The following is an 11,186-nucleotide window of genomic DNA, read 5'->3' on the forward strand; positions in this document are numbered from 1 at the left end:
GGGACGGCGCCCGGGGCGACTCAGCCCTGTGTCCGCTCAACCTCCGTCCGCAGGTCCTTGACCCGGCGGATCTTGCCCACGGAGCGCTCCAGCGTCTCCGGGTCCACGACCTCCACCTCGACCGTGAGCCCCACCCCGTCCTTGACTCCCCGCGCGATCGCCGTGGCGGCGTCGGCGCGCCGCTCGGGGCCGACCCCGGGGCGCGCCTCGATCCGCACCGCCATATGGTCCATCCGGCCGCGCCGGGTCAGCTCGAGCTGGAAGTGCGGGGCCACCGACGGGACCCGCAGCACGATCTCCTCGATCTGGCTGGGGAAGACATTGACCCCGCGCACGATGAGCATGTCGTCACAGCGGCCGGTGATCTTCTGGATGCGCCGGAAGGCGGGGCGGGCGGTGCCGGGCAGCAGCCGGGTGAGATCCCGGGTGCGGTAGCGGATGACGGGGAGCGCCTCCTTGGTGAGGGTGGTGAGGGTCAGCTCCCCCTCCTCGCCGCCGGGCAGCACCTCATCGGTGAGCGGATCCACGATCTCGGGGTAGAAGTGGTCCTCCCAGACGTGCAGCCCGTCCTTGGTCTCCACGCACTCCTGGGCCACCCCCGGGCCGATCACCTCCGAGAGCCCGTAGATGTCCACCGCGTGGATGTCCATGCGCTCCTCTATCTCCCGGCGCATCTCCTCCGTCCAGGGCTCGGCGCCGAAGATGCCGACCTGGAGGGAGGTGGAGCGGGGATCGACGCCCTGCCGCTCGAACTCGTCCAGGAGCGTCAGCAGATAGGAGGGCGTGATCATGATGATCTCGGGCCTGAGGTCCAGGATGAGCCGCACCTGCCGGGCGGTCATCCCCCCGGAGGCGGGGATGACGGTGCAGCCGAGCCGCTCGGCGCCGTAGTGGGCGCCGAGGCCGCCGGTGAACAGGCCGTAGCCGTAGGAGATGTGCACCTTGTGGCCGGGGCGGCCGCCGGCCGCGCGGATCGAGCGGGCGATCACCTCCGCCCAGACCGCCAGGTCGTGCTCGGTGTAGCCGACGAGGGTGGGGCGTCCGGTGGTGCCGCTGGAGGCGTGGAGCCGCCGCACCTCGCTCTGCTCGACGGCGAACATCCCGAAGGGGTAGCTGTCGCGCAGATCGGCCTTGGTGGTGAAGGGGAACCGGGCCAGGTCCTCCAGGGTGCGGCAGTCCTCGGGGCCGACCCCGGCCTCGCGGAACTTCTTGCGGTACAGCTCGACGTGGTCGTACGCATGGCGCAAGGTGGCGCGCAGCCGGGTGAGCTGAAGCGCCCTCAGCTCCTCGGGGCTCATCCGCTCGGCGTCGTCGAGCGGAGCCGCGCTCAGCGATTCCACCATGGGCCGTCCACCACCTCCGGATGCCGACCGACCATTCGGTTACCGTTCGGGCGCGGTCCAGTAATCCAGCATCCGACCTGGCTGTCAAGGGTCGGGACATCCCCGTACGCGCGTCGGCCCGGCGCGGTACGGCGCGGTACGGCGCGAGGGCGGTGAACGCTCGGGGCCCTCCATCCGTATCCGTACGCGCGAGGGACGCAGCCGCACCCCGGATCCGACGATGCGAGAGGGCCTTTCATGTACGACGCCGCCGCCGACGCCGACGCTCCGCACCCGGTCCGGACCGCCGACCGCGCCCCGCGCCGCCACGGCCCGCGCCCGATGGCGGTCGCGGCTGCCGTGGGCGCGCTGCTCGCCATCGCGGGATGCGGCGGCGGGGACGGTAAGGCGGACGCCAAGGCGGAGACCGGACGAAACGCCGCCCGGCCGAGTGCGAGCGCCACTCCCACGCCCAAGGCCGCGCGGGTGGAGCAGCTCGCCTCGGCCGCCGGCTGCAACCCCGAGTTCACCACCAAGGTGGACGACTACCGCCAGGCCGTCTGCAAGAACTCCAAGGGAAAGTTCCTCTTCCTCGACTTCGTCACCGCCAAGAACCAGCGCGACTGGCTGGAGACCGCGCAGATGTACGGCGGGGTCTATCTGGTCGGCAACCGCTGGGTGCTGTCGTCCTCGCCCCGGAAGAACATGGAGGAGTTCCGGGAGAAGTTCGGCGGCTCCATCGAGGAGGGCACCTCCTACGGGGGCGCCTCCGGCGCCCCCCAGTGACCCCTTCCCCTAAACGTCGCTACGTCAGCTGCCGCATATCGACGCCGTGGGAAGGGGCGGGGAGGGAGCAGCTCGCCGAAGGCGTACGCGTACCGCCGGACCCCCTATACGTCGGCGAGTGCCCGCAGCGTGGCCGCCTCCCGGGGCAGCAGCCGCTCGTCGTCGTCCGGTACGAACTCCAGCAGGACATCCAGCGGCGGGCCGTCGGCGGACGCGGCGACGCGGTGCGCGAGCAGCCGCTCGAAGGCGCTGCGCCACAGCGGGGCGCGGGCGGTCAGCGGCAGCCGGGTGGTCCCGGGCCACCAGGAGAAGGCGTGCACCGCGGCGATCCGGTCCCCCAGCGCGTCCAGCCCCTTCAGCGCCTCGGCGTCGGGCATGTCGACGGGCGGCTGCCAGTAGGTGGCGACGTCGGCGCGGTCCACCTCCTCCAGCAGCCGGAGGGTGTGGTCCGCGCCGTCGGTCAGGGTGTTGCGGTGGAACTCGTAGGCGAGTTCCAGCCCCGCTTCCGCGGCGAGCGCGGCGGCGCGCCGGGTGTCCTCAACCACCGCGCGGCGCCCCTCGGGCGGGGTCTCCCCCGTGCCCGTGGCACCCGCCCAGATCCGGATGCGCGGTGCGCCGAGCGCCACGGCGGAGCGGAGCACCCCGTCGAACTCCTCCGGGTCGCTGTGCCCCGCACGGTAGTAGGAGCCGTACGAGGCGACGGCGAGCCCGGCGTCCACGGTGGCGTCGCGGACCCGCCGGGCGGTGTCCTCGTCGCCGGGCGGCACATGGACGTCACCGCCCCATTCCACGCACTCCAGGCCCGCTCCGGCCACGGCGGCGATCACCCGGTCCGGGGCGAGCCGGCGCAGGGTCACCGAGCAGATGCCGAGCCGCGTCACGCCCCCACCTCCGTGACGGTGGGCGCGTCGCCCGCGCCGAAGTCCACCACGAAGGCTCCGCCGTCCGCCGGCCGCACGGTGACCGCGAGCCCGTCCACCTCGGCGGTGGCGAGATCGGCGAGCGGGGCCGGGTCGCGCTCCCCGGTGAGCGAGGCCAGGGCGACGAAGAGGGTGCCGGAGGGGTCCTCGCCGACGGTGCCGGTGAGTTCGGGGACCAGGGCCCACGGCCCGTACGCGGTGCCCTGCGGTGCCCGGACCGCGGTGGCGGTCTCCCAGCCGTGCAGTCCGAGGAGCTGACCGGTCACCTCTCCCCCGTCCAGCCGTATCTCGGCGCCCTCCTCGGTCTCCGCGGGGGTGCCCGGGGGCAGGGCGACAGCCCAGCCGCTGTGGTGGATCCGGGTCCCGGCGGGGACGCCCACGGTGCGGTGGACGCGCACTTCGAGGCGGCCGCGGACGAGGGTCAGGCTGTCGATGCGGATCGAGGGCACCTTGGGCCCGCCGTCGGGGAAGGCGGGGGTGTGCGAGGAGGCGAGCCAGTCGGGGCCCGCGGCCAGGGGGTGGATGCGCAGCCGGGCGGTGCGCACGCCGCGCTCTTCGAGGGCGATGTGGTTGTCGGGGGTGTTCTCCGCGCTGGTGGGGCCGGTGCGGGTGGAGTAGGCGAGCCGGGCGTAGAGCGGGTCGGCGGGCGCGTGCTCGGCCTCCCAGGGGCGGAGCTTGTAACTGCCGTGGTTGTGCAGCCGCACCAGCCCGTCCCGGCCCGTGGTCTGGACGAGGAATCCGGCCGCGGGCAGCGCCAGCGCCCGGTCAGGACCCTCGGCGGGCGCGGCCTCCTCGGTCGCGGTCCACACCGGGTGGTCCGGCGGGAGCAGCAGGGCGAGGAACCCCTTGGAGGCCCAGTAGGGCGAGCCGGGCCCGGAGTAGCGCTGGAGGGTCGCGGCGTGCGGCCCGTACCAGCCCAGGCTCAGCACCCCGTCCTCGGTCAGCGCCCCGCGGTCCAGGAAGTGGCGCAGCGCTCCGCTGAGGAGGCGGCGGGTGGCGCCGGGGGCGAGGGGGGTGTGGCCGGTGAGGGCGCCGAGGGCCACCGAGGCGCCGGCGGCGAAGCGGTAGGTGAGGGAGCGGCCGTGGTGGATGGGGGCGCCGTCGGCGTCGAAGAGCAGCGAGAAGCCTTCGAGGAAGGTGCGCAGCCGGGGGCCGAGCCGGTCCAGGAGCTCCCCGTCGGCGGCGAGATGGGCGTGGAGCAGCGGGTACATGTGCAGCGCCCAGCCGTTGTAGTGGTCGAACGACCGCCCGTCGCCGTCGGAGTACCAGCCCTGGCCCTGGTACCAGCCCTCCAGCAGGCCGAGCCCCCGCTCGATGGCGCGGGCCGTCTCGGCGTCGCCGCGTCCGACGGCCTCGAGGAAACCTGCGACGGTGAGGGGGAAGAGGTACCAGTTGTTGGGGGCGGGCTGGTGGCGCAGCGCCCCGCGCAGCCACTCCTCGGTGCGGTCCTGGGCGTCGGACGGCAGGGCCTCCCAGGTCCACGGCGCGGTGAGCCGCAGGCCCAGGGCCACGGACGCGGACTCCACCATGGGCTGGCCCTGGGCCCCGTGATGGCCGATCACCGGCCAGGACTCGGCGTCCTGGCGCCCGGGGGTGAGGGTGCCGCGGGCGATCCCGGCGGTGTAGCGCTCCAGGAAGCCGTGCTGGTCCTTGCCCGAGGCTCCGGCGGCGCGGAAGGCGGCCAGGAGGAAGGTGCGGGCGAACCCTTCGAGCCCGTCGGAGCGCACCCCGGACCTGGACGGCGGGCCGGGCAGGTCGATCAGGGCCTGGCCGGGGGTGGCGTAGCGGAGGGCGGCGTGCAGCATGCCGTCCGCGGCGGCCTCCCAGTGGGCGCGGGTGTAGCCGGTGTGGGGGCTGAGGGTGCGGTCGTCGGCGGGGAGGAGGAAGGGGAGCTCGGGCATGGTGGGGTGGGCCTCCTGGGGGTCGCGGGACGTGAGAGGGCGCGCGGAGAGCCGCGCGCCCTCTTATGCCGAGCGGTCGAGGATCTCCGGTCGTACGGGGTGGGCGAAGGGGCGGCCGGTGACGTAGTTCTCGATCTCGCCGATGGCGAGGTCGGCCAGGCGTCGCAGCTCACCGCTCTTGGATCCGGCGATGTGCGGGGTGATGAGCGCGTTGTCGCAGTCGTACAGCGGGGAGCCGGCGGGCAGCAGCTCCGGCACGGTGACGTCGAGGACGGCGCGGATCCGCCCGGCCACCACCTCCTCGGTCAGCGCCTCCTGGTCCACCACCGCCCCGCGCGCGGTGTTGATGAGCGTGGCGCCGTCCGGCATGGCGGCCAGCAGCTCCCGGCTGACCAGCCCCTCGGTGGCGGGCAGCAGGGGGGTGTGGACGCTGATGACATCGCTGCCGGCGAAGAGTTCCCGCAGCGGCACCTGGCGCGCCCCGAGCTCCTCGGCCTCCTGAGCGGTGACATACGGGTCGTACAGCAGGAGGTCCAGGTCGTACGGGCGCAGCAGCTCGATCACCCGGCGGCCGATGGCGGAGGCGCTGAGGATGCCCACCGTCCGGCGGTAGTTGCCCGCGTCCGGATAGCGCTCGTTCCAGTCGATGGTGCGCCGCTCGGCGCGGTAGTCCCGGGCGATGTCCAGGACGCGCTTGTTGGACAGCAGGATCATGGCGACGGTGTACTCGGCGACGGGCAGCGCGTTGGCCGCGGCCGCCGAGGAGACCGCGATGCCGCGCTCCCAGCAGGCGTCGGTGATGTGGTGGCGCACGGTGCCCGCGGTGTGCACCACGGCGCGCAGCCGGGGCGCGGCGTCGAGCGTGCGGCGGTCCAGGGGCGGGCAGCCCCAGCCGGTGACCAGCAGTTCGGTGTCGGCGAGGGCGCGGCGGGCGGCCGGGGTGGTGAAGTCGTCGAGGACGAGTCCGGGGTCGAGGTCGAGGAGGTCGGTGAGCCGGTCCAGGCCCACGGGCCCGAGCACCTGCCGGGCGGACCGCTCGGCCATGGCCAGGGCCGCACGGGGGCGGCGGCGGGCGGAGAGGTGGGTTGCGGTCACTTGACGCTCCCTGCGGTCAGTCCGGACTTCCAGTAGCGCTGCAACAGGACGAACGCCACGATCAGCGGCACGACGGCGAGCAGTGAGCCGATGACCACGAGGGGGTAGTACTCGGGCGAGACGGTGGCGGCGCTGTTCCAGGTGTAGAGGCCGAGGCTGAGCGGATACAGGTGCTGGTCGGAGAGCATCACCATGGGAAGGAAGAAGTTGTTCCAGATGGCCGTGAGCTGAAAGAGGAAGACGGTCACGAACCCGGGCCCGAGCATCCGCAGGCTGACCCGCACATAGGTCTGGAGCTCGCCCGCGCCGTCGACCCGGGACGCCTCCAGCACCTCGTTGGGCACATAGCCGCTGCTGAGCAGGCGGGCGAGGTAGACGCCGAAGGGGTTGAAGAGCACCGGGATGAAGACCGCCCAGAAGGTGTTGACCATCCCGATCTCGGAGGCCACCAGATAGAGCGGAAGGGCCAGCACGGTCGGCGGCACCATGACGCCGGTGAGGACGAGCCCGAAGAACTTCTCCTTGTGCCGGAACTCGTACTTGTCGAAGGCGTAGCCCGCGGCGACGCTGATGAGCGAGCCGACCAGGGCGCCGACGACCGCGTACAGCAGGCTGTTGACGTACCACTCGCCGTAGAGCCCGCCGTCCATGGAGAACAGGTCGGAGAGGTTGCTCGCGAAGGAGAAGTCGCCGAGGGAGAGGATGTCGCTGCCGAAGAGGGCGTTGGCGTTCTTGGTGGACGCCAGCACCAGCCACAGCGCGGGCAGCATGGTGTAGAGGGCGGCGATCAGGACCACGGCGTTGGCGATGCCGCGGCTGGTCAGTTTGGAGCCGCCGAAGGGCTTGCCGAGCGGCCTGGACGGTCCCCGGGTGGGGCTCACGGGGGTGGTGGGTGTGGTCGTGGTCATCACGCTCTCCGTTCCCGGCGGCCCGACCAGCGCGTCACGGCGTACGACAGGACGCAGGTGACGATCAGGAGGATGACGGAGGCCGCGGAGGCGAGTCCGTAGTTGTTGCGGCGGAAGGCCGCGTCGTAGATGTACATGTTGATGGTGAAGCGGGAGTTGACCATCGGGGTGGCCTGGTTCATCAGCATGGGCTCGGTGAACAGCTGGAGCGCGCCGATCAGGGAGAACATGCACACCATCACCACGGAGCCCCGGATGATGGGCACCTTGACCTGGAGCGCGGTGCGGATGCCGCCGGCGCCGTCGATGGTCGCCGCCTCGATCACCTCGCGCGGCAGCGCCTGGAGCGCGGCGTAGAAGATGATCATGTTGTAGCCGAGGCCGCTCCACAGGGCGATGTTGACGATCGACGGCAGCACGGTGTGCAGGCCGAGGAAGTCGATGGTGATGTCGGCCTGGGCGAAGAGCTTGATGACCGGGCTGAGCCCCGGGGTGTACAGGTACAGCCAGATGACGGCCGCGATGATGCCGGGGACGGCGTGCGGCAGGTAGAGCAGCATCTGCGAGGTCCGCCGCAGCCGGATCAGCCCCGAGTCGAGCAGCAGGGCGAGCGCGAGGGCGCTGACGACCACGGTGGGAACGAAGATCACGCAGTAGAGGGCGATGGTGCCGAACCCGGAGAGGAAGCTGGGGTCCTGCAGCACCGCGAGATAGCTGCGCAGTCCGGTGAAGACGGTCTCCCCGCCGCCGAAGCCGAGCCCGCTGTGGTCCTCGCCGAAGAGGCTCAGGTAGATGGCGTAGCCGACGGGGACGAGGAACACGGCGATGAGCAGCGCCGTGAAGGGGGTCAGCAGGACGGTGGCGGCGATCCGCTGCTGGCGCCGTCCGGTTCTGCGGGGCGGGTCGGCGGCGGCCGCCTGTGGCGGCGCCGTCCGTCTTGAGGACGTGACTGTGCTCACGGGGTACCTCGGCTCAGGCGTGGTGAGTGCGGCTTTGACGGTGCGGTGTGAGGTGGCGGGGCGGGCTCAGTCGGTGGTGACCGACAGGCCGAGGCTCTTCAGGTCGGGCATGGTTCTGCTCTGGGCTTCGCGCAGCGCCTCCAGGACGGTGCCGCTGCCCGCTCCGGCCCGGGCGAGCCCGTCGTCGCCGGAGGTGGTGGTCGAGACCATCCGCGGCCCCCACTTCCAGGTGGAGGTGATCATCTCGGCCTGCTTCCGGAAGAGGCCGAAGATGTCCTGTCCGGAGTAGTAGCTGGTGTCCATCTCCTTGCGGGCGACCGGGACCAGGCCGGGCACGGACGGGAAGGCGCTGCTGACACCGCTGGCGAGCTTGGCGCGCAGGGCGTCGGGGCTGGTCACCATCCAGGAGATGAACTCCATGGCCTCCTTGGGGTGCCGGCTGTCCTTGGTGACCATGAAGGTCGAGCCGCCCTGCGTGCTCACCTTGGGTTTCGCCGGGTCCCACTGCGGCATCGGCGCGATGGCCCATTTGCCCTTGCCATCGGGGGTGGACGCCATCATGGAGCCCGCGGCCCAGGCGCCCGCCAGATAGCCGGCCGTCTCACCGCTGCGCAGATGGGCCCGCCACTGCTGGCTGGAGCCGGGTTCGACGCGCACCAGGTCGTCGTCCTTCAGCCGCTGCCAGTAGCCGGCGACCTTGCGGGTGGGGGCGTCGTCCATGGAGACGCGCCAGGTGTCGTTGGAGGTCCGGTACCACTGGGCCCCGGCCTGCCAGGCGTATCCGGCCATGTAGAGGGTGCCGCCGGTGGTGAAGAGGCTGGCGATACGGGAGCGGGGCTGGGCCTTCTTGAGCTTGCGGGCCGAACTCTCGAACTCCGCCCAGGTCTTGGGGACCGGGATGTGGTTCTTGGTGAAGATGTCCTTGCGGTACAGGAAGACCATCGGCTCGATGTCCACCGGTACGGCGTAGGTGCGTCCGTCGAAGGTGGTGAGGTCCAGCGCCTGCGGCAGGATCTCGCGGCGCACCGAGTCGGGCAGCAGCTTGGTGATGTCCCGGGGCACGCCGTCGATGGTGAAACTGGGCAGCTGGGGGTATTCGACGGTGGCGACATCGGGGGCGTTGCCCGCGCGGGCGGCGTTGCTGAGCTTGGCCCAGCCGCCCTGCTCGCCGGAGGGGACCTGCTGGAAGTCCACCTTGATGTCGGTGTGGGTGCGGTTGAACTCGTCGACGACCTCCTGACTGCCGCGCAGCGCCGACCAGAAGGTGAGGCGCACGGGGCCGTCACCGACGGTGTCGGACCCGCGGCTTGTGGAGCAGCCCGCCAGGACGAGGACGAGCAGCGTGAGCAGTGCGGTGGTGCCCGCCGTAGCCCGGTGTCCGGGCATCGGGCGTCCTGGGCGTCTATGACCAGGCATGGACCCTCCCCTGATTCAACGGTGGAGTCAGAGGGAATCCTGAGCGCTTGACTGAAATTCCGTCAATACATCGAACAGTAGAAACTAAAGCGGTCAAACGCTCAGCGGAGCGGGGCGGTGGAATCCCGGACCACCAGGTCCGGCAGCAGCTCCAGATGGCGGGCGGCGCCGGCCCACCGCCCGGCCCGGGTCCGCTCCAGCTGACGGGTCAGCAGCTCCAGCGCCGCCTGGCCGACCTCCCCCTTGGGCGGGGCCACGGCCGTCAGCGCGATCTGCCCCATGTCGGCGACCACATCGTTGTAGGCCACCACCGAGCAGTCGCGCGGCACCTCGATGCCCGCCTCGCGCAGCCGCTGGACCAGCACCAGCGCGTCCATGTCGCCGTGGATCAGCGCGGCGGTGGCCCCGGCGCGGCGCACCGCGGCGGCCAGGTCGGCCTCCCGCTCCTCGCGCGGGCGGGGATCGGGCCCCGCGGTGCGCGAGCTGAGCATCACCGGGCAGCCCTCGCTGATGCCGCGGGCCGCGGTCTGCGCGGCGAACTCCGACCGGATCACCCGTGCGGTGGGGCTGTCGTCGCGCGCCGCCAGCACGATCCGCCGGTGCCCCAGCGAGATCAGGTGCTCCAGCGCCAGATGCACCCCGTAGGCGTGGTCCGAGCGCACACAGTCCAGCCCGTAGATCGCGCTGCCCCGGTGGGGCCGGCGCTCCACCAGCACCACGGGGACCTCCAGGGCGGCGAGCCAGGCGTGGTCCGCCCGCGCCTCGACCTCGGTGCGCCAGCGCGGGGCGAGCAGCAGTCCCCGCGCGCCCGCGTCCAGCGCCTGGCGGACCGCGCGCTCGGTCCCGCGCTCGTCCGCGGCGATGTGCAGCGCGAGCCGCAGACCGGCCTTCTCGGCGGCCTCGCGCGCCGCCTGGACGGCCTCGGTGAGGTAGGTGTTGCGCTCCGGGACCACCATGCCGATGGTGTCGCCGGTGGCGGTGGACTCCGTAGGCATAGGCCGCAGCGAGCGCGCCACCCCGTGGCCGCGGCGCAGCTCCCCGCGCTGGGCCAGCTCCTCCACGTCCCGCCGCACGGTGACGACGGACACCCCCAGCTCATCCGCGAGATCGGTGATCCGGGCGCTGCCCCTGGCCTCCACGAGGGCCGCGATCCGTGCCTGCCGCTTCCGCGCCGGCTCCCGCATGTTCCCCACCTCCGACGCGATCGGCTTTCGTCTTCTTATCGAAACACCGCCATAGTAGCGATCATTCGATCAGAAAACAGTCGGCGGGTGGCCGGAGGCAGTCAGCAGTCGGTGATCCCCCGCGCCCGCAGGGCCGTCCGCAGCGCCCGAGTCGCGTGGTACGTCCGCGACTTGACGGTTCCGGGAGGCACCCCGAGCGCCCGGGCCGCCTGGCTCACGCTGCGGTCCAGATAGTGCAGATGCAGCAGCACCTCCCGCTGCGGGGGCGCCAGGTCCGCCAGGGCGTCCCACACCACCCGGGCGGTGAGCGTCTGATCGACCGGGTCCGGCGCGGCCGGCAGCGCCATGTCCGCCTCGCCGGCCGTCTCCATCCGCGCCTCCACCTGGTCCTGGTGGGTGTCGCCGACCAGATCGCCGACCAGATCGCCGACCACCGTGAACAGCCGGTGGCGGGCGGTGGCGTCCATGGGGCCGACGTCCATGGGCCGCTGCCAGGCCCGGATCGCCACCTCCTGCAGGATGTCCTGGGCCCGGTGCCAGTCCCCGCCCAGTAACCGGGCCGCTAATCGGAGCAGCGCCGAGCCGTGGCGCCGGTAGAGCGTCGTCAAGAAAGTGTCGGCGTCGGTCATGACGGCCGCCGCGTTGATGTCCATCGTCCCGTTCCCCCCGAGGCGAATGTGTTGATGGCGGGAGCG

At 72.2% G+C, this 11,186-nt stretch carries 10 protein-coding genes; 1 reads left to right on the forward strand and 9 read right to left on the reverse strand.

Annotated elements, in window-relative coordinates:
• Positions 1-20: 20 nt before the first annotated feature.
• The gene (paaK, locus tag ACZ6TD_RS07655; protein ID WP_471351814.1) at positions 21-1,343 is read right to left on the reverse strand and encodes a phenylacetate--CoA ligase PaaK; all 1,323 of its coding nucleotides are present in this window, start codon (positions 1,341-1,343) and stop codon (positions 21-23) included.
• A gap of 237 nt (positions 1,344-1,580) precedes the next feature.
• Between paaK and ACZ6TD_RS07660 the strand changes: the two genes are divergently transcribed.
• On the forward strand, positions 1,581-2,108 hold the full coding sequence (locus ACZ6TD_RS07660) for a hypothetical protein (RefSeq protein WP_471351816.1): 528 nt from the start codon (positions 1,581-1,583) through the stop codon (positions 2,106-2,108).
• Positions 2,109-2,212: 104 nt separating this feature from the next.
• On the opposite strand, the gene ACZ6TD_RS07665 is transcribed toward ACZ6TD_RS07660, so the two are convergent.
• The 8 genes from ACZ6TD_RS07665 to ACZ6TD_RS07700 form a co-directional block, all read right to left on the reverse strand.
• Entirely contained in the window at positions 2,213-2,989 is a 777-nt protein-coding gene (locus ACZ6TD_RS07665) for a sugar phosphate isomerase/epimerase family protein (protein ID WP_471351817.1), read from the reverse strand.
• On the reverse strand, positions 2,986-4,929 hold the full coding sequence (locus ACZ6TD_RS07670; protein WP_471351818.1) for a DUF2264 domain-containing protein: 1,944 nt from the start codon (positions 4,927-4,929) through the stop codon (positions 2,986-2,988). Before ACZ6TD_RS07670 ends, ACZ6TD_RS07665 begins: the two co-directional genes overlap by 4 nt.
• 63 nt (positions 4,930-4,992) lie before the next feature.
• On the reverse strand, positions 4,993-5,973 hold the full coding sequence (locus ACZ6TD_RS07675; protein WP_471357541.1) for a hydroxyacid dehydrogenase: 981 nt from the start codon (positions 5,971-5,973) through the stop codon (positions 4,993-4,995).
• A 47-nt stretch (positions 5,974-6,020) separates the two neighbouring features.
• Positions 6,021-6,932: a carbohydrate ABC transporter permease gene (locus ACZ6TD_RS07680; protein ID WP_471351819.1), complete on the reverse strand. Its 912-nt coding sequence runs from the start codon at positions 6,930-6,932 to the stop codon at positions 6,021-6,023.
• Complete coding sequence (locus ACZ6TD_RS07685) at positions 6,932-7,891, reverse strand: carbohydrate ABC transporter permease (RefSeq protein ID WP_471351820.1); 960 nt, start codon at positions 7,889-7,891, stop codon at positions 6,932-6,934. Before ACZ6TD_RS07685 ends, ACZ6TD_RS07680 begins: the two co-directional genes overlap by 1 nt.
• A 66-nt stretch (positions 7,892-7,957) precedes the next feature.
• Positions 7,958-9,277: an ABC transporter substrate-binding protein gene (locus ACZ6TD_RS07690; protein WP_471351822.1), complete on the reverse strand. Its 1,320-nt coding sequence runs from the start codon at positions 9,275-9,277 to the stop codon at positions 7,958-7,960.
• A gap of 131 nt (positions 9,278-9,408) precedes the next feature.
• The gene (locus ACZ6TD_RS07695; RefSeq protein ID WP_471351823.1) at positions 9,409-10,491 is read right to left on the reverse strand and encodes a LacI family DNA-binding transcriptional regulator; all 1,083 of its coding nucleotides are present in this window, start codon (positions 10,489-10,491) and stop codon (positions 9,409-9,411) included.
• A 101-nt stretch (positions 10,492-10,592) separates the two neighbouring features.
• Positions 10,593-11,144 carry a sigma-70 family RNA polymerase sigma factor gene (locus tag ACZ6TD_RS07700; RefSeq protein WP_471351824.1) on the reverse strand — a complete coding sequence of 184 codons (552 nt, stop codon included), beginning with the start codon at positions 11,142-11,144 and terminating at the stop codon, positions 10,593-10,595.
• Positions 11,145-11,186 lie beyond the last annotated feature (42 nt).

It is taken from the genome of Streptomyces yongxingensis (assembly GCF_055597465.1).

Coding starts and splice junctions, on each gene's coding strand:
- ACZ6TD_RS07690 (WP_471351822.1), bottom strand. CDS start 9,277: ATGCCCGGACACCGGGCTACGGCGGGCACCACCGCACTGCTCACGCTG.
- ACZ6TD_RS07670 (WP_471351818.1), bottom strand. CDS start 4,929: ATGCCCGAGCTCCCCTTCCTCCTCCCCGCCGACGACCGCACCCTCAGC.
- ACZ6TD_RS07680 (WP_471351819.1), bottom strand. CDS start 6,932: ATGACCACGACCACACCCACCACCCCCGTGAGCCCCACCCGGGGACCG.
- ACZ6TD_RS07675 (WP_471357541.1), bottom strand. CDS start 5,973: ATGGCCGAGCGGTCCGCCCGGCAGGTGCTCGGGCCCGTGGGCCTGGAC.
- ACZ6TD_RS07660 (WP_471351816.1), top strand. CDS start 1,581: ATGTACGACGCCGCCGCCGACGCCGACGCTCCGCACCCGGTCCGGACC.
- ACZ6TD_RS07695 (WP_471351823.1), bottom strand. CDS start 10,491: ATGCGGGAGCCGGCGCGGAAGCGGCAGGCACGGATCGCGGCCCTCGTG.
- ACZ6TD_RS07700 (WP_471351824.1), bottom strand. CDS start 11,144: ATGGACATCAACGCGGCGGCCGTCATGACCGACGCCGACACTTTCTTG.
- paaK (WP_471351814.1), bottom strand. CDS start 1,343: ATGGTGGAATCGCTGAGCGCGGCTCCGCTCGACGACGCCGAGCGGATG.